Source organism: Enterobacter sp. PL1, assembly GCF_945957325.1.
GTDB classification, from domain to species: domain Bacteria; phylum Pseudomonadota; class Gammaproteobacteria; order Enterobacterales; family Enterobacteriaceae; genus Enterobacter; species Enterobacter roggenkampii.
Genome location: NZ_CAMFKT010000006.1, coordinates 48,967 through 73,558 on the forward strand (window position 1 = coordinate 48,967; position 24,592 = coordinate 73,558).

The following is a 24,592-nucleotide window of genomic DNA, read 5'->3' on the forward strand; positions in this document are numbered from 1 at the left end:
AGACGACGATGATTGAATGGATTATCCGGCGCTCTGTCGCCAACCGTTTCCTAGTCATGATGGGGGCCCTGTTTCTCAGCATCTGGGGCACATGGACGATTATTAACACGCCTGTCGATGCCTTGCCTGACCTGTCAGATGTGCAGGTCATTATCAAAACCAGCTATCCCGGCCAGGCCCCGCAGATTGTAGAAAACCAGGTCACCTATCCACTTACCACCACCATGCTGTCCGTGCCTGGCGCAAAAACCGTGCGTGGTTTTTCACAGTTCGGTGATTCGTATGTGTATGTCATTTTTGAAGACGGCACCGATCTGTACTGGGCCCGTTCCCGCGTGCTGGAGTACCTGAACCAGGTACAGGGAAAACTGCCCGCCGGTGTGAGTTCTGAAATCGGTCCGGACGCCACGGGGGTGGGCTGGATATTTGAATATGCCCTTGTCGATCGCAGCGGAAAACACGACCTTTCAGAACTGCGTTCTCTGCAGGACTGGTTCCTGAAATTTGAGCTGAAAACCATCCCGAACGTGGCTGAGGTCGCTTCGGTTGGCGGCGTGGTGAAACAGTACCAGATTCAGGTCAATCCGGTAAAATTGTCTCAGTATGGTATCAGCCTGCCCGAAGTGAAACAGGCCCTTGAATCGTCTAACCAGGAGGCCGGTGGCTCATCCGTTGAAATGGCCGAAGCTGAGTATATGGTCCGTGCCAGCGGTTATCTTCAGAGCATTGATGATTTTAATAACATCGTCCTGAAAACAGGCGAGAACGGCGTGCCGGTTTATCTGCGGGATGTTGCCCGCGTGCAGACCGGGCCTGAAATGCGGCGTGGTATTGCCGAGCTGAACGGCCAGGGCGAAGTCGCTGGCGGCGTGGTGATCCTGCGGTCGGGTAAAAATGCACGCGACGTTATCACGGCAGTGAGGGATAAACTTGAGACGCTGAAGGCCAGCCTGCCGGAAGGCGTTGAAATCGTGACCACCTACGATCGCAGCCAGCTCATCGACCGGGCGATTGATAACCTCAGTTCCAAACTTCTGGAAGAGTTTATCGTGGTGGCCATCGTCTGTGCCCTGTTCCTGTGGCACGTACGTTCTGCCCTGGTGGCGATTATCTCTCTGCCGCTTGGTCTGTGTATCGCCTTTATCGTCATGCACTTCCAGGGACTGAACGCCAATATCATGTCGCTGGGAGGGATAGCGATTGCCGTCGGTGCGATGGTGGATGCCGCCATTGTGATGATTGAGAATGCGCATAAGCGGCTTGAGGAGTGGGATCATCAGCATCCGGGTGAGCAGATTGACAACGCCACCCGCTGGAAGGTGATTACCGATGCCTCCGTTGAAGTGGGACCCGCACTGTTTATCAGCCTGCTGATCATCACCCTGTCCTTTATTCCTATCTTTACCCTGGAAGGTCAGGAAGGACGTCTGTTTGGCCCGCTGGCATTCACGAAAACGTACTCCATGGCGGGCGCGGCCGCGCTGGCCATCATCGTCATTCCGATTCTGATGGGATTCTGGATCCGGGGGAAAATTCCTGCAGAGACCAGTAACCCCCTGAACCGGGTACTGATCAAAGCGTATCATCCATTGCTGTTGCGGGTTCTCCACTGGCCAAAAACAACCCTGCTGGTTGCGGCCTTGTCCATTTTCACCGTTATCTGGCCGCTGAGCCAGGTGGGCGGTGAGTTTCTGCCGAAGATTAACGAGGGCGACCTGTTGTATATGCCGTCGACCCTGCCGGGTGTCTCTCCGGCTGAAGCTGCAGCGCTCCTGCAGACGACGGACAAGTTAATCAAAAGCGTTCCTGAAGTGGCCTCTGTATTTGGCAAGACCGGTAAAGCAGAGACCGCCACGGATTCCGCACCGCTCGAAATGGTTGAAACCACGATCCAGCTCAAACCTGAGGATCAGTGGCGTCCAGGCATGACGATTGACAAGATTATTGAAGAACTCGACAGGACCGTCCGTTTACCGGGGCTGGCAAACCTCTGGGTGCCGCCAATCCGTAACCGTATTGATATGCTCTCAACCGGGATCAAAAGCCCGATAGGTATCAAGGTGTCCGGAACGGTTCTGTCCGATATCGATGCAACGGCGCAGAGTATCGAAGCGGTCGCCAAAACCGTACCCGGCGTAGTGTCTGCTCTCGCAGAGCGACTGGAAGGCGGGCGCTACATTGATGTGGATATCAACCGGGAAAAAGCCTCCCGCTACGGAATGACGGTGGGCGATGTGCAGCTGTTCATCTCATCAGCCATCGGCGGCGCGACGGTAGGGGAAACGGTTGAAGGCGTGGCCCGGTACCCGATTAATATCCGCTATCCGCAGGATTACCGGAACAGCCCGCAGGCCCTGAAACAGATGCCGATCCTGACCCCGATGAAGCAGCAGATCACGCTGGGCGATGTTGCGGATATTAAGGTCGTTTCCGGGCCGACTATGCTGAAAACGGAAAATGCCCGTCCAGCCAGCTGGATTTACATTGACGCGCGCGGCAGGGATATGGTGTCGGTGGTTAATGACATTAAAACGGCGATCAGTCAGAAAGTGAAACTGAGACCGGGTACCAGCGTGTCATTCTCCGGACAGTTTGAACTGCTTGAGCATGCCAACAAGAAACTGAAGCTGATGGTGCCGATGACGGTGATGATCATCTTCATCCTGTTGTATCTGGCATTCCGCCGGGTTGATGAAGCCCTGCTGATCCTGATGAGCCTGCCGTTCGCCCTGGTTGGCGGGATATGGTTCCTGTACTGGCAGGGCTTCCATATGTCTGTCGCAACCGGAACGGGGTTTATCGCTCTGGCCGGGGTGGCAGCAGAGTTTGGCGTGGTCATGCTGATGTATCTGCGTCATGCCATTGAAGCGCACCCGGAATTGTCCCGTAAAGAGACGTTCACACCGGAAGGCCTTGATGAAGCCCTCTATCATGGTGCCGTACTGCGTGTCCGGCCGAAAGCCATGACCGTGGCGGTGATCATTGCGGGTCTGCTGCCAATACTCTGGGGAACCGGTGCAGGTTCAGAAGTCATGAGCCGTATCGCGGCACCCATGATTGGTGGGATGATCACGGCTCCGCTGCTGTCCCTGTTCATTATTCCTGCCGCCTACAAATTAATCTGGCTGCGCAGACATAAAAAAAGCGTGTCCTGAACCTGAAAGGGCACCCCCTGTGGGTGTCCTTCTTTACTGATTCACCCTGACGTCAGGGTTTAAATCGATAATATACAGAGGTGAGTATGAAAAAAGTGGTTCTGATGGCGCTGGCTCTCGGCCTTTCACTGCCCGCGATGGCGAGTGAAAAAGTGATTGATATGTACAAATCTGACAACTGTGGCTGTTGTTCCCTGTGGGGCAAGGCGATGGAAAAAGACGGGTTTGAAGTACGAACTCACGTCATGAATGATCAGGCGCTGTCAGCCCTGAAAGAAAAGCATGCTATTCCTGCAGGACTGCGAAGTTGTCATACCGCGGTTGCCGGTAATTTGATCATTGAAGGCCATGTGCCTGCGACAACGATACATAAGGCAATGCAGTCTGGTTCAGGTATATACGGTCTCGCCACCCCCGGTATGCCAGCAGGAAGTCCTGGAATGGAGATGGGAGCCCGAAAAGAGGCTTACGATGTTATCGCATTCTCACCGGATGGAAGTAAAAAAGTCTTCCAGCGAATCGAATAGTCAGCGGAACGGCTGATAACGGGACGCCGGTAGCAGGCACTCCTGTGCCGGCGATATTCGTGGTAATCGCATCCATGACATACCCTGAAGACAGAAGATGCTTCGGTATGCATAAGGAGAGTTACTGTGAAAAATGACAATGCAGTGCAACACAACAACCAGACTGCTTCTGAGCAGACATTATCCCCGGACGAGGGCCACGTATTGCATAAGGTGAGAGATCCCGTGTGCGGGATGGCCATCCTGCCCGACAGGGCGCACAGCAGCATTCGATACCAGGACCATCAACTTTATTTCTGCTCCGCCAGCTGTGAGAGTAAATTTAAAGCCCATCCCGATCGTTATCTTACCGAAGATGCCAGTGAACATTCCCATCACCATCACCACGATCATCACGAAGTTAGCCCTGATCAGATAAAACAGCCTCACCACCAGGCGGAAAAAGAGAATTCTGAAGGTGTGTGGACATGTCCGATGCACCCGGAGATACGCCGCAGTGGTCCCGGAAGCTGTCCTGTCTGTGGAATGGCACTGGAGCCGCTCGTAGCTACGGCATCCACGGGGCCGAGTGATGAACTTCACGACATGACAAGACGCTTCTGGCTGGGGTTGTTGCTGGCGTTTCCGGTTCTGGTACTCGAAATGGGATCTCATCTGTTTCCCGAGTTGAGGAATACAGTACCGCCACAGTACAACACATGGCTGCAGCTGCTTCTGGCCTCCCCTGTCGTGTTGTGGTGTGGCTGGCCATTCTTCGCCCGGGCCGGAATGTCGTTACGTAACCGCTCCCTGAATATGTTTACCCTTGTTGCAATGGGGACCGGCGTAGCCTGGGTTTACAGCGTCATTGCAACCGTCTTCCCCTCCTGGTTTCCTGCATCGTTCAGAAACATGGATGGCCTGGTGGCCGTTTATTTTGAAGCCGCAGCAGTTATTACGGTGCTTGTTCTGCTGGGACAGGTTCTTGAGCTGCGGGCACGGGAACAAACCTCAGGCGCCATTACTGCGCTTCTGAACCTTGCCCCCAAAACCGCCAGACGGCTGGATCATGACGGTCATGAAACGGATATTAATGCGGAAGATGTCCTGCCTGGCGATAAGCTCCGCATCAGACCTGGAGAGAGTATTCCGGTCGACGGTATCGTGATCGAAGGCAAAACAACCGTTGATGAATCGATGGTGACCGGGGAATCTATGCCGGTTACCAAAACGGAGGGTGACCCTGTCATCGGGGGGACCATTAATCAGACAGGGAGTCTCATCATCCGTGCAGAGAAAGTCGGTGATGAAACAATGCTCTCACGAATTGTTCAGATGGTCGCTGATGCACAGCGTTCGCGTGCCCCCATCCAGAGAATGGCTGACAGCGTTTCAGGCTGGTTTGTTCCTCTGGTGATACTTATCGCGGTTGTTGCTTTCGTGATCTGGTCTGTCTGGGGGCCCGAGCCCAGGATGGCGCACGGTCTCATTGCGGCTGTGTCGGTCCTGATTATTGCCTGTCCCTGCGCGCTGGGGCTGGCCACGCCGATGTCGATAATGGTGGGGGTGGGCAAAGGAGCCCAGGCCGGGGTGTTAATCAGGAATGCCGAAGCCCTTGAGCGTCTTGAAAAAGTGGACACGCTGGTTGTCGACAAAACAGGCACGCTCACGGAAGGTTCGCCTACGGTGACAGGGATTATCAGTCTCAATCCGGGTGGGGAAACATCTCTTTTGCGTGTAACAGCCGCAGTGGAAAAAGGCTCGCAGCATCCGCTGGGTATGGCAGTAGTTAAAGCAGCACAGGAAAAGGGGATCGCAATACCCGCAGTCACTCATTTCGATGCACCGTCGGGTAAAGGTGTCTCAGGCGATGTCGAAGGTCAACGGGTTGTTATTGGTAATGAACTGGCTATGCAGGAAAACAGTATAGTTATTGATAATCAAAAGGCCGTTGCGGATACGTTGCGGATGGAAGGCGCTACCGTTATCTATGTGGCCACAGACGGGGACCTTGCAGGCCTGATAGCTATCTCGGATCCCGTGAAAACAACCACGCCGGATGCGCTTAAAGCTTTGCGTCAGGCGGGGATCCGCATCGTTATGCTCACCGGGGATAACCAGCTTACTGCTGAAGCAGTCGCACGGAAACTGGGAATAGATGAGGTTGAAGCCGGAATTCTGCCGGATGGCAAAAAAGCAGTGATAACCCGACTGAAAGAGTCTGGCCATGTGGTTGCGATGGCCGGAGACGGTGTGAATGATGCCCCGGCGCTGGCAGCGGCTGACGTGGGTATAGCCATGGGAACGGGTACAGATGTGGCAATTGAAAGTGCCGGAGTCACCCTTCTCAAAGGCGACTTGATGATACTGAACAGGGCCCGTCATCTGTCAGAGATCACCATGAAAAATATCCGTCAGAATCTGTTTTTTGCATTTATCTACAACGCACTTGGCGTGCCTGTGGCTGCAGGTCTGCTTTATCCTGTGTATGGAATACTGCTGTCGCCAGTTATTGCGGCGGCGGCCATGGCTCTTTCCTCCGTCAGCGTCATTGTGAATGCGTTGCGTCTGAAAAGTGTCAGGCTCGGGAAATAACACTGAGTGAAGGGTCAGTTACGAACAGAAGGAGTCCAGTATGAAAAGTACCACCTATGCGCTTATTGCTGTCGCCGCGATCGCGGCATTTGCCCTCCTGCGCGAACACTGGTCACATGTGGCAGGTTACTGGCCATATCTGTTATTGCTGGTCTGCCCGCTAATGCATCTTTTCCACGGCCACGGAGGGCATGGAGATCATCAACATCACGGAAGTGAAAACGATAAAAAAAATTAATCCGGCAGACGGGGCCGCGTCGCGGTCCCGTTATCAGTCCAGGTATCGTTCGTAGTCTCTGGCATGCGCAAAGGCATGCTGTTCGAGTTTGTTATCAGCGGGTGCCGCTGCCCGGAACGCCAGAGAGTTAACAGGGTTGTTATTGATGACCAGCTCGTAATGCAGATGAGGACCGGATGAACGTCCGCTGTTACCGGATAACGCAATAGCACCTCCCCGTGTAACCCTGGCCCCTTTAGTAACGAGTATTTTATTGAGGTGGAGATAGCGAGTTTTAACACCGGCTTTTCCCGTTACTTCAACAAAATATCCCATGGTACTGTTGTATTCGGCCCGGGTGATTTTTCCGTCGATGACGCTGACTATTTTCGTGTTCATGGGCATGGAATAATCAATGCCATTATGGGGACTCACTTTTCCCGATACCGGGTTAAGTCTTGCAGGATTGAAAGGCGAACTGAGTCTTGCTGTGGCCGGTAACGGATAATCGAGACTGCCTTTCCCGGAAGTATCGGAAAGGTTATAGAACTTTTTATCTGATATACGATACGCCGTGTAATTAAATGAACCGGACGTAAATTTATAGGCCACGACACGTGATTTTCCCGCTTTCTTTTGCAGTACGAGTTTTAATGATTCATTTTTTTTCAAATGCCGCAGATTAAACCGGGAAGGCAAGGAGCGCTGAAGAGTAGCGATCTCGTTCGATTCCAGCCCCGAGCGGGTGGCTGAAAGGTAGGCATTTTCTTTTACGACATCGGTAGAATACATTTACTGGAATTCGCCGTTAGCATGAACACTGCGGCGTATGCTAGGGGTTTTCAGGAGGCGTGTCATCTGTCAGTTAATCGGGAGCACCGTTGATGGTCGTCATTTTTGTAACATATCTTGTTTCCCGTTTGCTCCTGAAGCTCTGGGAACTGTATGACCAGCCCGACGGTGATGATTAACGGGACTGAAACAGGTTACGGCAGAGCAATATGGGGCTCATGTCCTGCTACGTAACCCGTCAGTAAAGCCCTGTTGCGCACCTGACGCTAAGCACTAACCCGCCTGCAGTTACCTGGTCGAATACAGCCCGCGAAGCTTTCTTGCCTGCGTCTGATGTGCTTCCGCACCGGCATTATTGACCTGCTCATGCACGAGAGCGGCTTTTTCTCCGGCATTCAGTTCGTTAAAAGAAGAAGACGAGGTCTTTGAATTTGCATCACTGCCGGACAGCATTTTTTTATGTTCCTCAATCATTTTCTGATGCGCATAGGACGCGCTGTTGTTCATAAATGAATGAGCAACAATGGCCCTTTCATGTTCATTCATTTCAGAGAATGAGGGCGTGTTGTTTTTATTAACCCTGTCCGGTAAGTTTTCATGCGTCGAGGAATTCACATGACTGACGGCTGAGGCATTATTAACAAATCGATGTGCTTCATGGGCAATATCACTGGACTGAGCAAAAGCTGCCCCACAAAATAAAGCTGTAAACGCAGTGGTCGTGATTAATATATTCATGTGTAATTACCTTCTGAGGTACATAAAAGATGTCCTTATGATCATATATAAAAATAATCAACCTGTGGGGAAGATGACGTAAATGTAATACAGCTATGTACATTACACGATTGTAATGAATTTGTTTCTTAAGGTGTGCTAGATTCATTTCATTGTAAGTGGATGAACCAGTAATTTAATTTAAATCGGTTCTCGAATTCTGTCAGTAACCATACTTTAAATAAGGGAATGCGCATGCTGTTGAAAACGTCTCGACGAACTTTCCTGAAGGGGTTAACCCTCTCTGGCGTAGCCGGAAGTCTTGGCGTATGGAGTTTCAATGCGCGTTCCAGTCTGAGCCTGCCAGTTGCCGCATCCCTGCAGGGTACTCAGTTTGACCTGACCATTGGTGAAACGGCCGTCAATATCACGGGCAGTGAGCGTCAGGCCAAAACAATCAATGGAGGCCTGCCGGGGCCCGTTCTTCGCTGGAAAGAAGGTGACACCATTACCCTGAAGGTCAAAAACCGTCTTAATGAACAGACGTCCATTCACTGGCACGGCATTATTCTTCCGGCCAATATGGATGGTGTTCCGGGGCTGAGTTTTATGGGCATAGAGCCTGATGATACCTACGTTTACACCTTTAAGGTTAAGCAGAACGGGACTTACTGGTACCACAGCCATTCCGGTCTGCAGGAACAGGAGGGGGTATACGGTGCCATTATCATCGATGCCGGGGAGCCAGAACCGTTTACTTACGATCGTGAGCATGTGGTCATGTTGTCTGACTGGACCGATGAAAATCCTCACAGCCTGCTGAAAAAATTAAAAAAACAGTCGGATTACTACAATTTCAATAAACCAACCGTTGGCTCTTTTTTCCGCGACGTGAATACCAGGGGGCTGTCAGCCACCATTGCCGATCGGAAAATGTGGGCTGAAATGAAAATGAATCCGACTGACCTCGCGGATGTCAGTGGCTACACCTACACCTATCTCATGAACGGGCAGGCCCCGCTGAAAAACTGGACCGGACTGTTCCGTCCCGGTGAAAAGATACGCTTACGGTTTATCAACGGCTCGGCAATGACCTATTTCGATATCCGTATCCCCGGGCTGAAAATGACGGTCGTGGCTGCAGATGGCCAGTATGTAAACCCGGTTACCGTTGACGAATTCAGGATTGCCGTTGCCGAAACCTATGATGTCATTGTGGAGCCTCAGGGTGAGGCCTATACCATCTTCGCACAATCCATGGACAGGACCGGTTACGCTCGAGGGACACTGGCCACGAGAGAGGGGTTAAGTGCTGCCGTTCCCCCCCTCGATCCCCGTCCTCTGTTGACCATGGAAGATATGGGTATGGGGGGAATGGGACATGATATGGCAGGAATGGACCACAGCCAGATGGGAGGCATGGATAACAGCGGAGAGATGATGTCTATGGACGGTGCTGGCCTTCCGGATAGCGGGACATCCTCCGCGCCCATGGATCACAGCAGCATGGCCGGTATGGATCATTCCCGGATGGCCGGAATGCCGGGTATGCAAAGTCATCCTGCGTCAGAAACGGATAACCCACTGGTTGATATGCAGGCGATGAGCGTCTCTCCGAAATTAAATGATCCGGGTATTGGTCTTCGAAATAACGGAAGAAAGGTTCTCACGTACGCGGATTTGAAAAGCCGCTTTGAGGATCCTGACGGACGTGAACCTGGCCGTACCATAGAACTGCATTTAACCGGCCACATGGAAAAGTTTGCCTGGTCATTTAACGGAATCAAGTTTTCAGATGCCGCACCGGTGCTGCTGAAATACGGTGAGCGGCTCAGGATCACGCTGATCAACGATACCATGATGACTCACCCCATTCACCTGCATGGTATGTGGAGCGATCTGGAAGATGAAAACGGTAATTTCATGGTTCGTAAACACACAATAGATGTTCCCCCTGGTACAAAACGCAGTTACAGAGTGACAGCAGATGCGCTTGGCCGCTGGGCGTATCACTGCCATTTGCTCTATCACATGGAAATGGGAATGTTTCGTGAAGTCCGGGTGGAGGAATGATGCGAATGAAGAGAAATTTGAAGGCCATACCTGTTCTGGTCGCCGGTTTGTTTACCTCACAGCTTTCTATTGCGGCGGGCTCCGTCTCTGCAGATCCCCACGCCGGGCACGACATGTCTGCCATGCAGATGCCAGCAGATGAGAATTTCACTGAGATGACGTCAATGGAGCCCATTGTAACTGAGAGCAGAACGCCAATTCCGCCTGTTACCGATGCCGACCGGAAGGCTGCATTCGGCAATTTACAGGGGCATGCGATTCACGACAGTGCGATTAATTATCTGGTTCTGCTGGATCAACTGGAATGGCAACGGTCGGATAACACCAACAATTTCAGCTGGAGTGTTAACAGCTGGATTGGAGGCGACACAGATCGGATTTGGCTAAAGAGTGAAGGTGAACGAAGCAATGGGGAAACGGAGGCGGCTGAAGCGCAGTTACTCTGGGGACATGCGGTTGGCCCATGGTGGGATTTGGTTGCGGGTGTCAGGCAGGATTTCAGACCTGCTTCTGCCCGGACCTGGGCTGCTGTCGGTTTTCAGGGGCTGGCACTCTATAATTTTGAGTCTGAAATTACGGGTTTTGTCAGTAATGGCGGAAAAGCAGCCCTTCGTCTGGGAGGAGAATACGACGTTTTACTGACTAACCGGCTCATACTCCAGCCATCCTATGAGGTGAATTTCTACAGTCAGGATGATGAATCGCGGGGTCGCGGCAGGGGACTGACTGACACAGAGCTGGGGCTCCGGCTGCGCTATGAAATACGCCGTGAGTTTGCACCCTATATAGGCGTTTCCTGGAATCAACTTTACGGGAAAACATCCGATATGGCGAAAAGAGAAGGTGAGAAAGACCATCAGGTAGTATTCCTGGCGGGAGCCAGAATCTGGTTTTAACGCACTGATATAAAACACTCAACTAAACAGGTAAATAAAATGTCGATTTTAAATAAAGCCATTCTTACAGGTGGCCTCGTTATGGGCGTTGCTTTCTCTGCTATGGCCCATCCGGAATTAAAAAGCTCTGTGCCACAGGCTGATTCAGCCGTAGCGGCCCCGGAAAAGATTCAGCTTAATTTCTCGGAAAATCTGACCGTGAAATTCTCAGGTGCAAAATTAACGATGACGGGTATGAAAGGCATGTCATCACATTCTCCGATGCCGGTCGCGGCAAAAGTGGCGCCAGGCGCTGACCCTAAATCGATGGTCATTATTCCGCGAGAGCCTTTACCCGCTGGCACTTATCGTGTTGACTGGCGCGCGGTTTCTTCAGATACGCACCCTATTACCGGTAATTACACCTTTACAGTGAAGTAATATTATGAACGACCTGATTATGATTGTTATTCGTTTTCTTCTTTATCTGGATTTGATGGTAATATTTGGATTGCCATTTTTTCAGATATATGGAATAAGCGGTGTCAGACATGAAACCTATAACCTGACTAATTTCAGGTCGTTTATAACTTTTGCTGTTGTTACAGGCATCATTCTTACTGGCATTAATATGCTCCTGGTATCTAATGCCATGAGTGGAGTAACTGACCTCAGAGAATTATCCATCCATGTTATCGAGATGGTGATAGAAGAAACTGATGTGGGTATTAGCTGGATTGTCAGGCTCTGTGCCCTGTTTACCACACTCGGTGCTTTGTTCCTTTACACTAATAAGAGAGTATTGTCCTGCCTGCTGATGACGATGAGTGGGGGCGTGGCGCTGGCTACACTTGCCTGGGGAGGACACGCCGTTATGCATGACGGTCTGCATTACTATCTCCATTTACTGAGCGATCTGACCCATCTCGGCGCTGCAGGTGCCTGGACAGGTGCTCTGGTTGCATTTGCTATCCTGCTGATGCGCAGAAACGAGCATAATGCACAGAGCGTCATTGTGATATCTGACTCCCTGGCAAAATTTGCCACGGCAGGAACGGTGATTGTTGTAGCCCTGATCCTGAGTGCGCTGGTCAACTATCTGTATATTGCTGAGGGTAACTTAACTCCCTTATTCAACAGTTCCTGGGGGAGGATATTGCTTGCCAAGACGGCTCTGTTTGTTCTGATGCTTCTTCTGGCTGCAGCAAACCGGTTTCACCTGGGTCCCCGGCTTGAAGTTATGGTCAGGGAAGGGAATTATGATCGCAGCGTTGCCCTGATGCGAAACAGCATCCTGACAGAATTCGTTGTTGCGATTATCATTCTGGGCGCCGTAGCGTGGCTCGGAATGCTTGCTCCGTCTCAGGTCAGCTAGGGGACAGCCAAAGCTCATGCGTGAGATTTTTACTTTCATATCAGCGAGTTGACCATGCAGCGTATTTTAATCGTTGAAGACGAACAAAAAACAGGTCGTTACCTGCAGCAGGGACTGGTTGAGGAAGGCTATCAGGCCGATCTCTTTAATAATGGCCGCGATGGTCTCGGGGCCGCGTCGAAGGGACAGTATGATTTGATAATACTGGACGTGATGCTGCCTTTCCTCGACGGGTGGCAAATCATCAGCGCACTGAGGGAGTCCGGGCACGAAGAACCGGTCCTGTTTTTAACCGCAAAGGACAACGTGCGGGACAAAGTGAAAGGACTGGAGCTTGGCGCAGATGACTACCTGATTAAGCCCTTTGATTTTACGGAGCTGGTTGCACGTGTAAGAACCCTACTGCGCCGGGCACGCTCGCAGGCCGCAACAGTCTGCACCATCGCCGATATGACCGTTGATATGGTGCGCCGGACCGTGATCCGTTCGGGGAAGAAGATCCATCTCACCGGTAAAGAATACGTTCTGCTTGAGTTGCTGCTGCAACGCACCGGAGAAGTGTTACCCAGGAGTCTTATCTCGTCCCTGGTCTGGAACATGAATTTTGACAGTGATACGAATGTGATTGATGTCGCCGTGAGACGTCTGAGAAGTAAAATTGATGATGACTTTGAGCCAAAACTGATCCATACCGTTCGCGGTGCCGGATATGTCCTGGAGATCAGAGAAGAGTGAGGTTCAAAATTTCCCTGACCACACGCCTGAGCCTGATTTTTTCTGCGGTGATGCTTACGGTATGGTGGTTATCAAGTTTTATCCTGATTAGCACCCTTAATGGCTATTTCGATAATCAGGACCGCGATTTTCTGACAGGTAAACTTCAGCTCACCGAAGAGTTTCTTAAAACAGAGACGTTCAGGAACAAAACGGATATTAAGTCATTATCAGAAAAAATAAACGATGCGATGGTGGGGCACAATGGCTTATTCATTTCTATAAAAAACATGGAAAATGAAAAAATTGTTGAACTCTATGCCAAAAATTCTGTTGTTCCAGCGGTCCTGCTTAATAAGTCGGGTGATATTCTCGACTATATGATCCAGACGGAAGAAAATAACACCGTGTACCGCAGTATCTCGCGGCGGGTTGCCGTGACGCCGGAACAGGGTAAAAGCAAACATGTCATCATTACGGTTGCCACGGATACTGGGTATCACACCCTGTTTATGGACAAACTCAGTACCTGGCTGTTCTGGTTCAATATCGGTCTGGTCTTTATTTCTGTTTTTCTGGGCTGGCTGACCACACGTATTGGTCTGAAACCGCTACGGGAAATGACCAGTCTGGCTTCCTCCATGACCGTACACAGCCTGGATCAGCGTCTAAATCCCGATCTGGCTCCGCCGGAAATCTCTGAGACCATGCAGGAGTTCAATAATATGTTTGATCGCCTGGAGGGGGCATTCCGGAAACTGTCAGATTTCTCGTCTGACATCGCGCATGAGCTGCGCACACCAGTCAGTAATCTGATGATGCAGACGCAGTTTGCACTGGCTAAGGAAAGGGATGTTTCGCATTACCGCGAAATTTTATTCGCTAACCTGGAAGAACTGAAAAGGTTGTCACGAATGACCAGTGACATGCTTTTTCTGGCACGTTCAGAGCATGGTCTGCTGCGGCTGGATAAACATGATGTGGATCTGGCAGCCGAACTGAATGAATTACGTGAGTTGTTCGAGCCCCTGGCAGACGAAACAGGAAAGACAATCACGGTTGAAGGAGAGGGCGTTGTTGCCGGAGACAGCGATATGCTCCGACGTGCTTTCAGTAACCTGCTTTCCAATGCAATCAAGTATTCTCCCGATAACACCTGTACAGCGATACACCTTGAGCGTGACAGTGACTGTGTGAACGTGATGATTACGAATACGATGTCCGGCCAGGTTCCCGCTAATCTGGAACGTTTGTTTGACCGGTTCTATCGCGCAGACTCATCAAGGTTCTACAACACGGAAGGCGCGGGGCTGGGATTATCAATTACAAGGTCGATCATTCATGCTCACGGCGGCGAGCTGTCAGCAGAACAGCAGGGGCGTGAAATTGTGTTCAAAGTGCGCCTGTTAATGGATTAATCCCGTTGTTCAGGAGAAACCTGGAAGGTGACAAAATTGTCATCATTCAGTCACGCGATAAACAGAGGCGGTTTTTTATAATTATTCATAAATCAGGAGCAGCGTGATAACACAATCACCTGGTTCCTGGAGTGATGATTAACCCGCCCTGAGATCAACTGCTTTCTCTGTTATAAGCCATTGATTGTTTGGGTATGTAAACACCGGAGACCCAACCATGAAAAAGATTCTCGTATCATTTGTTGCCATTATGGCTGCCGCTTCATCTGCCATGGCTGCAGAGACAATGAACATGCATGACCAGGTAAATAATGCACAGGCACCTGCCCACCAGATGCAGTCATCTGCTGAAAAAAGTGCAATTCAGGGAGACAGCATGACAATGATGGATATGAGCAGTCACGATCAGGCCGCAATGTCCCATGACATGATGCAAAACAGCAATTCTGCTGCCCACCAGGACATGGCTGAAATGCATAAAAAAATGATGAAAGCTAAACCCGGAGCTACCAACGAAACAGCAAAGTCATTTTCTGAAATGAGCGAGCATGAGAAGGCCGCAGCTGTACATGAGAAGGCGAATAATGGTCAGTCTTCCGTTGTTCACCAGCAGCAGGCTGATAAGCATCGCAGTCAGATCACCCAGAATTAACCCGCAGCTCCACTTGTTAGACCCTCATTTGACGCCGAAGTCACTGGCTTACGCTCCCGTCCGGGAGCGTTTTTTTTCCCATATATCAAACTTTAACTCTGAAGAGGTGGAAGTATCTGACCAACACTGTCACGTAACGCCAGATAACTACAAAAACACCTTTTTCCTCCTGTAAATTGCAGTTCCTGCAAGAACATCAAGGTATAATGTTGGAACAGCGTGTGATACACACTTAGCATCATGTTTTGTATGTGTTTTTTTAAAACTTTACAACTTTAAAGTCTTTTTCAGGTTAAAGGATACAACTTTAATGTCTCTACACAGCAGAAGACAAGTGACATCAGCGCGCTGCCACTCGTCACGCTTGGCTTTACGGGCTGACGGTGGTGGCATCCGTCACGGCCAGAATATTGCCCGCGGCCACGGTCCCCATCTTGATGTATGACGCGGCGGTAACGCCGCCGATATGCGGTGAAATCACCACGTTTTCTACGGACTGCCAGAGATGCGGCGCCGTCAGCGGCTCCTGGGTAAAGCTGTCCAGCGCTGCGCTGTGCAGCGTGCCATCCCGGAGCGCCGCCAGTAACGATTCACTGTGGATCAGTCCACCGCGTGCCGTATTGACCAGAATGGCGTTCCGTTTGCAGTGTGCGAGCGCCTCGCTATTGATCATTCCCCGATTCTCATCGGTTAGCGGACAGTGCAAAGAGATGACATCGGAACGGGAAAGAAGTCCGGTCAGCGTCTCTGCACGTTCGCACAGGGCAGGCATCGATTTAGCATAGGGATCGTAAGCCAGCACCTTCATGCCGAAGGCATGACCAATAGTTGCCACGCGCGAGCCGATAGCGCCCAATCCGATTAGCCCCAGGGTTAATCCCTCCAGCTCAATGGATTTATGCGTCGCCTTATCCCAGTGCCCGTCCCGCAGCCGCTTGTCCAGAGGCACCACGGACTTTGCGCAGGCGAGGATCAGCGCCCAGGTATGTTCAGCCACTGCCGCCGCGTTTGCGCCTGGGGCCGCGCGGACGGCGATATTGCGCTCGGCCGCTGCCGTCTGGTCTATCACATCGATCCCGCTTCCGTGCTTGGAAATAACCTGCAGAGCCGGGGCGGCATCCATGACTTTCGCGGTGATCCGGCCGTAACGAACCAGAATCGCCACGGGATTGTGTCGTTCACACAGCGCGATCAGGTCATCTTCTGTCGGCTGGCGGCCCGCAAACACCACCTCAAAGCCCTGCAGCATCACCATGGCCTGCTCCGCCAGGTCGCTTCCGGTAACCAGAATTACGTCTTTGCCCCCCATCACAGCGTCTCCCCGTCGGCTAACATACCTGCCTTACGAAGCGCGTCATCTAGCCAGTGTGGACGCAAATCGCCTTCACGGATGGCGGCAAGACGCCGGGTCTCCATCTCCAGCTTTTCTTTTGCCAGCGCGATGACCTGCTGAACCTCATCACGCGGGATGACGACCACGCCGTCGATATCCGCGACAACCAGATCCCCGGCCTGAACCGTCGCCCCGGCGACTGAAATGGGATGATTAACCCGGCCAGAAATTAACTTTGTCGGGCCGCAGGGGTTCAGACCGGCAGAAAAGACAGGGTAGTGACCTTTGCTCAGGGAATCGGCGTCACGTACAGCACCGTCAATAATGATGCCCGCAATGCCGCTCGCCTGAGCCTGAGTGGCCATGATTTCGCCCAGCAGCGCGCAGCTCAGGTCGCCTTTGCCATCGACGATCAGGACATCGCCGGGTTGCGCAACCGCCATCGCGGCATGAATCGCCAGATTATCACCCGGACGGACTTCCACGGTGATGGCCGGACCCGCAACGGACATGTGAGGAGCCAGCGGTTTGATGCGGCCGTGAAGCGTACCGCGGCGACCGGCGACGTCGGCCAGAATGGCGGCCTGATACTCGGCAGCCCGACGAACGTCCTCGACAGAAACGCGTTCGAACTGGCGATTAATCGGTTTTTTTTCAGAAACGGACATGAATGCCTCCATGTTGTTTTACTTAGTACAACGCAGGTGTACAGAACAAAACAACTATAGCGGTGTTGCTTTCCTTTTAGCCAGACCCGAGGTGGCGTTTGTGATGTAAACACGAAGTGACTCACAAAATTTGAGGTACACTCACTGCCGGGCTAACAAGGAGATAATGATGGGGAATGAAGGCGTTGTAGCGGTTGAAAAAGCGCTGGCTTTACTGGATTGCTTCCGTCCTGGAGAGGAGAGCCTGACGCTGACCGCGCTGGCACAGCTGTCGGGTTATCACAAAACCACGGTTTACCGCTTGATGAATTCTCTTGAACGGATGAATTACGTCGTCAGGCATGAAGACGGCAATTATGCGCTTGGCCCACGTCTGCTTTACCTCGGCAAGCTGTATGAACAATCTTTCCATCTTTCGCGGGTGGTTCAGCCAGAGCTTCAGGCGCTCTCCCTGGCGTCTCAGGAGAGTGCCAGCTGGTATGTGCTGGAGGGCGGGCAGCGCCTTTGCCTGTTTCGCGCGGAAGCGTCGCACGGCCTGCGACACAGCAATCTTCCCGGCAGCCAGTTCCCGCTCGATAATTCGGCCATCAGTAAGGTCTTGCGCCACTGGGGGCTCAATGAGAGCCTGCCGGAGGGCGACGCTGAACTCCCTTTCTACACGTCAGGCGCACGCGATCCCCACACCGCGGCGTTTGCGATGCCTGTCTTCGGCGTTCACGACAAGCTGGTTGCGGCGTTAGCCCTGACCGGCCCCATCTCACGGCTGACGGAAGATCGTCGTGAGAAGGAGATAGGCCCGTTGATGAAGGCGGCGGCCAGCCGTCTGTCGCAGAAAATGGGAGCCAGTAAGTCCTTCTGTCAGCAGTTCTTTGGTGAAACGAGCGACGCGGCGGAAGAAAATCTTTAAACGCAGAAGCGGGACATGTGTCCCGCTTCTGTCATCACGAATGTGTGACCTGTTTTTCGTGTAGCTGAGCGTTGCGTGCCTGTCGTCCCATAATGAGTACCGCGATACCCCCGGCCAGGCACAGCACGGCCAGCGGAAGCATAGCCAGCGTGTAGCTGCCCGTTTGCTCGCTGATCATGCCGTAGGCATTTACCATGACCGCCCCGCCAATCAGGTTCGCGATGGCACCAATCGCGGCCAGCCCTGCCGCCGCCGAGGAGCTGCTCATCCAGCCGGACGCCAGCGCCCAGAAAGGCCCTTTCATCGAATACGCGCCCGTCAGGATAATGCTCAGGATCGCGAGAGTGGCAAAGAGCGAGACGCTGACAAAGGCAGCGAACACGCCGGCGGCAATCATGAACAGCGTCAGCGCAGTATGCCAGCGGCGTTCATTGGTGCGATCGGAGTGTCGTCCCCAGACAATCATCAGAACCGATGCCAGACCGTAAGGAATGGCGTTAAACAGACCGGTTTGAAGATTATCAAGATGGAAGGATTTCAGCAGCTGAGGAGACCAGACGCTAATAGTGGTGCCCGCGGACGATGCGCCCGCGTAAATCAGCGCCATCAGCCAGATTTGACGATGCTTCAGCAACTGCCACGTCGTCTGGTGTCCAATGTTCTTTTGCTGGCTACGCTCGGTCTCAAGGGTGGTTTCCAGCCACTTTTTCTGTTCATCGCTGAGCCATTTCGCCTGATGAGGGCGATCCCGGAGAATAAACCAGGCCGCAATACCCAGCAGCACCGCAGGTAAGCCTTCAATAATGAACAGCAGATGCCAGCCGCGAAGACCCAGCCAGCCATCCAGCGACAGTATCAATCCGGAAAGCGGGGAGCCGATGAAGTTAGCGAGCGGGATGGCGACCATAAAGGACGCAATAATGCGCGCGCGGTAGCGGGCAGGGATCCACCAGGTCAGATACAGCACGACGCCGGGGAAGAAGCCTGCTTCCGCTGCTCCGAGAAGAAAACGGACGATATAGAGCGACGTGGTATTTTGAACCAGCGCCATGCCCATGGAGACGATGCCCCAGCTGATCATAATGCGCGGGATCCACAGCCGGGCGCCGACTTTCTGCATGGCCAGGTTGCTCGGCACCTCAAACAGGAAATAGGCCACGAAGTAGAGGCTGCTGGCGAAGCCAAACGCCGCTTTGCTGAGGCCAAGGTCCTCATTCATCTGCAGCGAAGCCATGCCGATATTCCCGCGATCGATAATCGAGACCAGGTAACTGACAATCAGAAACGGAAGAATACGCCAGATCACCTTCCGCATCGTCTCTCTTTCTATGTCCTCGGTGGCGGTCGCGCCGTTACGTAAATGTTCTGTCATTGTATCCTCGCAGGGTGTGTTCTTTGTTTTATTAGGTACAACTTAGTTTTATTAAACAAAACCACTATAGCGACGGCGCGTTCTTTTTATCCAGTTAATGGAAGGTTTAAATGATGTAAATAAGAGGTGACTCACAGATAGTGCGCTGCGGATATCGCTCAAGGCTACTGACCAGCCGCAAGCAGGACGTGCCGGCAGAGAAATAATCACGTAACGCAATTATTGCACCAACTTTTCCTCTCCCTTCGACTAAGCTTCGACCAGATGCCCCGCCGCGCTCGCGGGGCCATACTCCTTTTGGTCAGAGCACGTACCATGCAGCTACTCAGCATTATTATTTTGCTTACCCTAACCGTGGTCATTCATTCGCTGTGGATGTTTGGTGTTTTAAAATTCATCACGTTAGACGTCGATTCTGCGGTACGCATTGTTTTACGCAATGTCGGTATCGTGATCTCTATGATTTTCGCCCATCTCCTGGAGGCCGGGCTGTTTGCTGCCTTTTATTTTGTCATCGACGCGTTTAATGACTGGAACACCAGCTTCTACTTTTCGCTGGTCAGCTACGCGACGGTAGGGTACGGCGACGTCACGTTACCCCAGCACTGGCGGCTCATCGGCGGGGTGGAAGGACTGGTGGGCGCATTGATGGTAGGCTGGTCTGTGGCGGTTCTGGTCGCAGTGCTGCAGCGTTTGCGTGGCATGAGCGCCTAAACGGTAGATGTGCAATCCCCATCTGGTAAGGTAAAGTACACCCCTTACGCGGCCGTCGCGCTGCGGTTTTGAGGGTGGATGTGATAAACAGCCCACCCTTTTTCTCTGCTGGTTTACGCCAGCCTGCATGGTGCTGTGCTTTGCCTCTATAAAAGGGTTTTGTATGTCTGCTGCTCATCTCGGTTTCCCGACGGAAACCGTTGTTGTCTTTGTAGTGATGGCCGTTGGGGCGATGTTTATCGACCTCTTTATGCACCGTCACGATAAACCGATCTCGCTGAAAAGCGCCGCAATGTGGTCCCTCTTCTGGGTCATGATGGCGATGGCCTTCGCCGGGTTCCTGTACGTTCACCACGGCGCCGAGATGGCGAGCCTGTTCCTCACCGGCTATGCGCTGGAAGAGGTGCTCTCCGTCGATAACCTGTTTGTGATGATGGCGATCTTCGCCTGGTTCGGCGTGCCGGATAAGTACCGTCACCGCGTGCTCTACTGGGGCGTGCTGGGGGCGATTGTCTTCCGCGGTATTTTCGTGGCTATCGGCACCAGCCTGTTAAGTCTGGGGCCTTACGTCGAGGTGATTTTCGCGCTGGTCGTCGGCTGGACGGCGGTAATGATGCTCCGACGCAATGAAGAGAGTGACGAAGTGGAAGATTACTCGGGTCATCTCGCCTATCGCCTGGTGAAACGCTTCTATCCGGTCTGGCCGAAAATCAGCAGCAACGCCTTTATTCTGACGCAGAAAGAGGTGGATGCGGAGCTTGAAAAGCCGGAAAACCAGGACGTGATGGTTGGGCGCGTGAAGAAGGCGAAGCGCTATGCGACCCCGCTGCTGCTCTGCGTGGCGGTGGTGGAACTCTCAGACGTGATGTTCGCATTTGACTCCGTGCCGGCCATTATCGCCGTCAGCCGCGAGCCGCTGATTATCTACAGCGCCATGATGTTCGCTATTCTCGGCCTGCGTACCCTTTACTTCGTGCTGGAAGCGCTGAAGCAGTATCTGGTGCATCTCGAGAAAGCGGTGGTGCTGCTGTTGTTCTTCGTGGCGTTCAAGCTGGGGTTAAATGCCACCGATCACTTCTGGCATCACGGTTACAGCATTGGCGCGACGGCCAGCCTGTTTGTGGTATTGGGCGTGCTGGCGCTGGGAATTATTGCGAGCGTGATGTTCCCGGGGAAACGAGAAGCCTGATGTACCGCCCGGTGGCGCTTCGCTTACCGGGCCTACAGTTCGAATGTAGGCCGGGTAAGGCGCAGCCGCCACCCGGCAAAAAGGCTACTTGATGGGTGAATTGCGGCGCTTGCGCGGCGGGTGGAAGTGCCGCCAGTGCGGATCCTGCGCCGCCGCCAGCAGCTCGTGGTCACCGCGGGTGTCCCCCCAGGCGCGCAGGTGATAGGCGTTCAGATCGCCATACACTTTTTCCAGCCTGGCCACCTTCTGGGCGCAGCGGCAGTTATGGCCCGTGATGCGCCCCGTCAGCTTGCCGTCTTTCACTTCCAGCTGCGTGCCAATCAGCTTAATGCCCAGTTTGTCAGCCCACGGCTGAAGCACCAGCGCCGGAGACGCGGAACAGATGGTCACCTCCGCACCGGAATTCACCTCTGCCGCCACGGCCAGAACCCCTTCGGGGCGCATCAGCTTGCTCCAGTATTTTTCGCAAAACGCTTCCGCCTGCTGGCGCAACCAGCGTTCATCCACGCCCGTCAGGAACGTTTTGATCAGCACTTCCTTTAGCTCATCGCGCGTCAGCTTGCGACGCACGCAGTGGAGCGTGGGCAGCGCCATACGCACCAGACGGCCCGCGAAGTAGCGTTTCCCGAAGGCAAAGCGCAGGAAAGGAATAAAGCTGTCGTGGTGTGTTAACGTCCCATCAAAGTCAAAGACAGAGAGCACGCTGGATTTCGCCACCGTCTCGTCGGCAATCATATTGGTCATAAATACGTCTTAGCTGAAATACACATTCTGTGGATCAGTTTACCTGCTTTACCAGGACAGTCCTTACATCACCACCATTTTTTTCTCGATCTTGCGATCTCAAAGTGAGTCCATTTTTGGCCTCGATAAGAATTGGTGAAAAAACGATCTGTCTATATTATCGCCACATCGCACGATATTCAGGGGAACCCTTTGGCCCCACAGGTAAGGAAAAACTCACTCACTACTGCTTTCTTGATATGACTCTTAGATCGTTTATTTCAATCCTGACGTTAAGTTTTGCTTCGTTTTCTGCATTCAGTTTTCAACTCCCCGCGTCGATGCTATCGATGAACAGTGACCTGGCCGTCTCGCCAGCGAAATCTGCACTGATGCAACAGGATACGGGCCCGCTGCGCGCGCGCATCCTTGATCAATACCAAAAGTGGAAGGGGACCCAGTATCAGTGGGGCGGAACCACGCGCCGCGGGGTGGACTGCTCCGCGCTGATGCAACATCTTTTCAGCGATGTGGCGCATCTTAACTTACCGCGCACGACCGGCGAGCAGATCCACCGCGGGGTGCAGGTGACGCAATACCGCCTGAGGCCCGGAGATCTGGTGTTCTTCCAGACGGGTCCGAACCGCAGGCATGTCGGCGTGTATATTGGCAATAGCCAGTTTATTCATGCCTCAAGCAGCCAGGGCGTCACGGTATCAACCCTGACGGATGCTTACTGGCAGGCGCACTACATTACTGCCCGTCGGGTTGCAGGCAGTGCAGCCTGACAGCCTCAGATGATGTCATCCACGACGCCGCCATCGACGCGCAGCGCCGCGCCCGAGGTGGCGGAAGCCTGGGGCGAACAGACATAAATCACCATATTGGCCACCTCTTCAACCGTGGCCGCGCGCTGGATCACCGAGCTGGGGCGGTTGGCCATCACAAACTCTTTCGCCAGCTGCTCCAGCGATTTACCGGTTTTTTCGATTTCATCCTTCATCATCTCTGCGAAACCGTCCGACATCGTTGGCCCCGGCAAGACGCTGTTGACCGTCACGCCGCTTCCCGCCACGAACTTCGCCAGCCCGCGCGCCAGGGAGAGCTGCGCCGTTTTGGTCACGCCGTAGTGGATCATATCCGCCGGGATATTGCAGGCCGACTCGGAGGAGATAAACACCACCCGTCCCCAGCCCTTTTGCACCATGCCCGGCAGGAGGGCGCGGGACAGACGCACGCCGGACATCACGTTGGTCTGCCAGTAACGCTCCCAGGTCTCATCGTCGGTGGCATAGAAATCCTGCGGGCCGTAAATCCCGGCGTTGTTAACCAGAATATCGACGTTATTCGCCACCTTCAGCAGCGACTCGACCCCTTCCGCCGTGCTGAGATCGGCAATCGCGGCGCGCACCTGCACGCCCGGCACCACCTGCTGCAGCTGCTGAATGCCTTTATTCACCGATTCCGTGCTGCGGCCATTGACGATCACCTCGGCACCGCTTTCTGCCAGCCCTCTGGCGATGGCGAACCCGATCCCGCCGGTTGAGGCGGTCACCAGCGCCACTTTCCCCGTAAAGTCGATTTTCATCATCCGCTCCTTATCGTTTTAACGTTCGGACCTTAAAGCGTAGCAGGTGAGGATGACGGCTCCTGGCTAAAAAGGCGCAGCAGCGTCTCCACCTGCTCGTCAAGCGGGGCGAGAGAGCGCTTAACAATCAGGTGAAGCGGCGTCGCTCTGCGTGCACCGTGGCTCAGCGGCAGGCGTTTCAGGATGCCTTGATCCAGCTGGGTCTGGATGCGTTCCTCTGGCAGCCAGCCGTAGCCGACCTGAGAGAGAACGGCCTCAATGGCGGCATCGATGGTGGAGAAGGTCCATGACTCACCGGCCGCGCGCGCGGCGGGCTGGCTGTCCGCAATCTGAATGAGCGGCCACGGGCGTAGCATGTCGTCGTTAAGCGGCGCGTCGAGGTGAAAGAGAGGATGCTGATGGTGGGCCACGGCAACAAAGTCGATATTCATCAGCCATTCGCCGAGCCCGGTCATGTCCTGGCGGCGGGTGAGGACCATCACATCGGCTTCGTCGTTAATGGCATCGTCCCGGGTGTTTTCCAGCACCTCGGTGAGGCGTACCTGGGTTTGCGGATACTGCTGCTGGAACTGGCGCAGAATGGCAAACAGGCGGCGGCGAGGGAAAATGGAATCCACCACCAGATCCAGCCGCGTGCGCATTCCGTTGCGAAGGGCCGCTGCGCGCGTCTCAACGTACGAAAAGGCTTTCAGCAGCGGTTTAACCTGGTTGAGCAGCAGTTCTCCTGCCGGCGTTAACACCGCCCGTCGTCCTTCCGGCACCAGGAGGGCCACGCCCAGCCGCTCCTGCAGCAGCGACAGGTTATAGCTCACCGAGGACTGGCTGCGGTGGGTTTCTTCTGCGGCTTTGGCAAAGCTGCCCGCCTCGACCACTTTTGCCAGTAAAGACCATTGTTCCAGCGTCGTCTTATGCATAAATTATCTAAAATTTGGATGAATTTGATTAAAACATAGCGTTATTCATTCATTTTTTGAAGGGGTACGATCGTCTCATCAAAACAAAGGAGACA

23 protein-coding genes are annotated in these 24,592 nt (G+C 53.2%); 15 read left to right on the top strand and 8 right to left on the bottom strand.

Annotated elements, in window-relative coordinates; translation table 11 throughout:
- The first annotated feature begins 8 nt into the window (after window positions 1-8).
- The 4 genes from silA to N6P30_RS07425 all read left to right on the top strand — a co-directional run bounded on the left by silA (window position 9) and on the right by N6P30_RS07425 (window position 6,494).
- On the top strand, window positions 9-3,155 hold the full coding sequence (gene silA / locus N6P30_RS07410; protein WP_000574029.1) for a Cu(+)/Ag(+) efflux RND transporter permease subunit SilA: 3,147 nt from the start codon (window positions 9-11) through the stop codon (window positions 3,153-3,155).
- An 86-nt stretch (window positions 3,156-3,241) separates the two neighbouring features.
- Window positions 3,242-3,682, top strand: coding sequence for a DUF411 domain-containing protein (locus tag N6P30_RS07415; RefSeq protein ID WP_000758224.1), 441 nt, complete (start codon window positions 3,242-3,244; stop codon window positions 3,680-3,682).
- Between the two features lie 126 nt (window positions 3,683-3,808).
- Window positions 3,809-6,256, top strand: a complete 2,448-nt coding sequence (gene silP, locus N6P30_RS07420) for an Ag(+)-translocating P-type ATPase SilP (protein ID WP_001353604.1) — start codon at window positions 3,809-3,811, stop codon at window positions 6,254-6,256.
- A gap of 40 nt (window positions 6,257-6,296) precedes the next feature.
- Window positions 6,297-6,494 (top strand): DUF2933 domain-containing protein, encoded by a 198-nt coding sequence (locus N6P30_RS07425; RefSeq protein WP_000843494.1) that lies wholly within the window; start codon window positions 6,297-6,299, stop codon window positions 6,492-6,494.
- A gap of 33 nt (window positions 6,495-6,527) precedes the next feature.
- Here N6P30_RS07425 and N6P30_RS07430 read toward each other — a convergent pair whose 3' ends face one another.
- Both N6P30_RS07430 and N6P30_RS07435 read right to left on the bottom strand, forming a co-directional pair.
- Window positions 6,528-7,265, bottom strand: coding sequence for a peptidoglycan DD-metalloendopeptidase family protein (locus tag N6P30_RS07430; protein ID WP_000287501.1), 738 nt, complete (start codon window positions 7,263-7,265; stop codon window positions 6,528-6,530).
- Window positions 7,266-7,553: 288 nt separating this feature from the next.
- On the bottom strand, window positions 7,554-8,003 hold the full coding sequence (locus N6P30_RS07435) for a copper resistance protein (RefSeq protein WP_001023257.1): 450 nt from the start codon (window positions 8,001-8,003) through the stop codon (window positions 7,554-7,556).
- Between the two features lie 234 nt (window positions 8,004-8,237).
- Here N6P30_RS07435 and pcoA point away from each other — a divergent pair, with 234 nt between their 5' ends.
- The 7 genes from pcoA to pcoE all read left to right on the top strand — a co-directional run bounded on the left by pcoA (window position 8,238) and on the right by pcoE (window position 15,089).
- Window positions 8,238-10,055 (top strand): multicopper oxidase PcoA, encoded by a 1,818-nt coding sequence (gene pcoA / locus N6P30_RS07440; protein ID WP_001378117.1) that lies wholly within the window; start codon window positions 8,238-8,240, stop codon window positions 10,053-10,055.
- Window positions 10,056-10,060: 5 nt separating this feature from the next.
- Window positions 10,061-10,951: a copper resistance outer membrane transporter PcoB gene (gene pcoB, locus N6P30_RS07445; RefSeq protein WP_001378118.1), complete on the top strand. Its 891-nt coding sequence runs from the start codon at window positions 10,061-10,063 to the stop codon at window positions 10,949-10,951.
- Window positions 10,952-10,990: 39 nt separating this feature from the next.
- Window positions 10,991-11,371, top strand: coding sequence for a copper resistance system metallochaperone PcoC (pcoC, locus tag N6P30_RS07450; protein ID WP_000025662.1), 381 nt, complete (start codon window positions 10,991-10,993; stop codon window positions 11,369-11,371).
- A 55-nt stretch (window positions 11,372-11,426) separates the two neighbouring features.
- Window positions 11,427-12,305 (top strand): copper resistance inner membrane protein PcoD, encoded by an 879-nt coding sequence (gene pcoD / locus N6P30_RS07455; RefSeq protein ID WP_229692861.1) that lies wholly within the window; start codon window positions 11,427-11,429, stop codon window positions 12,303-12,305.
- Between the two features lie 54 nt (window positions 12,306-12,359).
- Entirely contained in the window at window positions 12,360-13,040 is a 681-nt protein-coding gene (pcoR, locus tag N6P30_RS07460) for a copper response regulator transcription factor PcoR (RefSeq protein ID WP_001188930.1), read from the top strand.
- The gene (pcoS, locus tag N6P30_RS07465) at window positions 13,037-14,437 is read left to right on the top strand and encodes a copper resistance membrane spanning protein PcoS (protein ID WP_001211180.1); all 1,401 of its coding nucleotides are present in this window, start codon (window positions 13,037-13,039) and stop codon (window positions 14,435-14,437) included. Before pcoR ends, pcoS begins: the two co-directional genes overlap by 4 nt.
- Window positions 14,438-14,654: 217 nt before the next feature.
- Window positions 14,655-15,089: a copper resistance system metallochaperone PcoE gene (gene pcoE, locus N6P30_RS07470; RefSeq protein WP_000723069.1), complete on the top strand. Its 435-nt coding sequence runs from the start codon at window positions 14,655-14,657 to the stop codon at window positions 15,087-15,089.
- A 370-nt stretch (window positions 15,090-15,459) separates the two neighbouring features.
- Here pcoE and N6P30_RS07475 read toward each other — a convergent pair whose 3' ends face one another.
- Window positions 15,460-16,398, bottom strand: coding sequence for an NAD(P)-dependent oxidoreductase (locus N6P30_RS07475; RefSeq protein ID WP_023294750.1), 939 nt, complete (start codon window positions 16,396-16,398; stop codon window positions 15,460-15,462).
- Window positions 16,398-17,090: an RraA family protein gene (locus N6P30_RS07480; protein WP_023294749.1), complete on the bottom strand. Its 693-nt coding sequence runs from the start codon at window positions 17,088-17,090 to the stop codon at window positions 16,398-16,400. The genes N6P30_RS07475 and N6P30_RS07480 overlap by 1 nt, the downstream gene beginning before the upstream one ends.
- Window positions 17,091-17,259: 169 nt before the next feature.
- On the opposite strand from N6P30_RS07480, the gene N6P30_RS07485 reads away from it, so the two are divergent.
- Entirely contained in the window at window positions 17,260-17,997 is a 738-nt protein-coding gene (locus N6P30_RS07485; protein WP_023294748.1) for an IclR family transcriptional regulator, read from the top strand.
- 34 nt (window positions 17,998-18,031) lie between these two features.
- Here the strand turns inward: N6P30_RS07485 and N6P30_RS07490 are convergent, their stop codons facing one another.
- Window positions 18,032-19,369: an MFS transporter gene (locus N6P30_RS07490; protein ID WP_008503111.1), complete on the bottom strand. Its 1,338-nt coding sequence runs from the start codon at window positions 19,367-19,369 to the stop codon at window positions 18,032-18,034.
- A gap of 315 nt (window positions 19,370-19,684) precedes the next feature.
- On the opposite strand from N6P30_RS07490, the gene N6P30_RS07495 reads away from it, so the two are divergent.
- Together N6P30_RS07495 and N6P30_RS07500 are read left to right on the top strand one after the other, a co-directional pair.
- Window positions 19,685-20,083 carry a potassium channel family protein gene (locus tag N6P30_RS07495; protein WP_008503110.1) on the top strand — a complete coding sequence of 133 codons (399 nt, stop codon included), beginning with the start codon at window positions 19,685-19,687 and terminating at the stop codon, window positions 20,081-20,083.
- Between the two features lie 163 nt (window positions 20,084-20,246).
- Window positions 20,247-21,272, top strand: coding sequence for a TerC/Alx family metal homeostasis membrane protein (locus N6P30_RS07500; RefSeq protein WP_008503109.1), 1,026 nt, complete (start codon window positions 20,247-20,249; stop codon window positions 21,270-21,272).
- Between the two features lie 84 nt (window positions 21,273-21,356).
- Here the strand turns inward: N6P30_RS07500 and N6P30_RS07505 are convergent, their stop codons facing one another.
- A complete protein-coding gene (locus N6P30_RS07505; RefSeq protein ID WP_023294747.1) occupies window positions 21,357-22,016 on the bottom strand; it encodes an HAD family hydrolase in 660 nt (219 codons plus the stop codon).
- A gap of 320 nt (window positions 22,017-22,336) precedes the next feature.
- Here N6P30_RS07505 and N6P30_RS07510 point away from each other — a divergent pair, with 320 nt between their 5' ends.
- Entirely contained in the window at window positions 22,337-22,783 is a 447-nt protein-coding gene (locus N6P30_RS07510) for an NlpC/P60 family protein (RefSeq protein WP_008503106.1), read from the top strand.
- 5 nt (window positions 22,784-22,788) lie between these two features.
- Here the strand turns inward: N6P30_RS07510 and N6P30_RS07515 are convergent, their stop codons facing one another.
- Both N6P30_RS07515 and N6P30_RS07520 read right to left on the bottom strand, forming a co-directional pair.
- Window positions 22,789-23,583 carry an SDR family NAD(P)-dependent oxidoreductase gene (locus N6P30_RS07515; protein WP_021242161.1) on the bottom strand — a complete coding sequence of 265 codons (795 nt, stop codon included), beginning with the start codon at window positions 23,581-23,583 and terminating at the stop codon, window positions 22,789-22,791.
- 32 nt (window positions 23,584-23,615) lie between these two features.
- Entirely contained in the window at window positions 23,616-24,497 is an 882-nt protein-coding gene (locus N6P30_RS07520; protein WP_023294746.1) for a LysR family transcriptional regulator, read from the bottom strand.
- Window positions 24,498-24,592: the final 95 nt, after the last annotated feature.

Bases quoted from the DNA above. Each gene is read 5' to 3' on its own strand.
- N6P30_RS07490 (WP_008503111.1), bottom strand. From the start codon at position 19,369: ATGACAGAACATTTACGTAACGGCGCGACCGCCACCGAGGACATAGAA.
- pcoC (WP_000025662.1), top strand. From the start codon at position 10,991: ATGTCGATTTTAAATAAAGCCATTCTTACAGGTGGCCTCGTTATGGGC.
- N6P30_RS07515 (WP_021242161.1), bottom strand. From the start codon at position 23,583: ATGAAAATCGACTTTACGGGGAAAGTGGCGCTGGTGACCGCCTCAACC.
- pcoD (WP_229692861.1), top strand. From the start codon at position 11,427: ATGGTAATATTTGGATTGCCATTTTTTCAGATATATGGAATAAGCGGT.
- silA (WP_000574029.1), top strand. From the start codon at position 9: ATGATTGAATGGATTATCCGGCGCTCTGTCGCCAACCGTTTCCTAGTC.
- pcoA (WP_001378117.1), top strand. From the start codon at position 8,238: ATGCTGTTGAAAACGTCTCGACGAACTTTCCTGAAGGGGTTAACCCTC.
- N6P30_RS07430 (WP_000287501.1), bottom strand. From the start codon at position 7,265: ATGTATTCTACCGATGTCGTAAAAGAAAATGCCTACCTTTCAGCCACC.
- N6P30_RS07425 (WP_000843494.1), top strand. From the start codon at position 6,297: ATGAAAAGTACCACCTATGCGCTTATTGCTGTCGCCGCGATCGCGGCA.
- pcoE (WP_000723069.1), top strand. From the start codon at position 14,655: ATGAAAAAGATTCTCGTATCATTTGTTGCCATTATGGCTGCCGCTTCA.
- N6P30_RS07485 (WP_023294748.1), top strand. From the start codon at position 17,260: ATGGGGAATGAAGGCGTTGTAGCGGTTGAAAAAGCGCTGGCTTTACTG.
- N6P30_RS07475 (WP_023294750.1), bottom strand. From the start codon at position 16,398: ATGGGGGGCAAAGACGTAATTCTGGTTACCGGAAGCGACCTGGCGGAG.
- N6P30_RS07415 (WP_000758224.1), top strand. From the start codon at position 3,242: ATGAAAAAAGTGGTTCTGATGGCGCTGGCTCTCGGCCTTTCACTGCCC.
- N6P30_RS07480 (WP_023294749.1), bottom strand. From the start codon at position 17,090: ATGTCCGTTTCTGAAAAAAAACCGATTAATCGCCAGTTCGAACGCGTT.
- N6P30_RS07520 (WP_023294746.1), bottom strand. From the start codon at position 24,497: ATGCATAAGACGACGCTGGAACAATGGTCTTTACTGGCAAAAGTGGTC.
- pcoB (WP_001378118.1), top strand. From the start codon at position 10,061: ATGAAGAGAAATTTGAAGGCCATACCTGTTCTGGTCGCCGGTTTGTTT.
- N6P30_RS07505 (WP_023294747.1), bottom strand. From the start codon at position 22,016: ATGACCAATATGATTGCCGACGAGACGGTGGCGAAATCCAGCGTGCTC.
- N6P30_RS07500 (WP_008503109.1), top strand. From the start codon at position 20,247: ATGTCTGCTGCTCATCTCGGTTTCCCGACGGAAACCGTTGTTGTCTTT.
- N6P30_RS07510 (WP_008503106.1), top strand. From the start codon at position 22,337: ATGCTATCGATGAACAGTGACCTGGCCGTCTCGCCAGCGAAATCTGCA.
- pcoR (WP_001188930.1), top strand. From the start codon at position 12,360: ATGCAGCGTATTTTAATCGTTGAAGACGAACAAAAAACAGGTCGTTAC.
- N6P30_RS07435 (WP_001023257.1), bottom strand. From the start codon at position 8,003: ATGAATATATTAATCACGACCACTGCGTTTACAGCTTTATTTTGTGGG.
- N6P30_RS07495 (WP_008503110.1), top strand. From the start codon at position 19,685: ATGCAGCTACTCAGCATTATTATTTTGCTTACCCTAACCGTGGTCATT.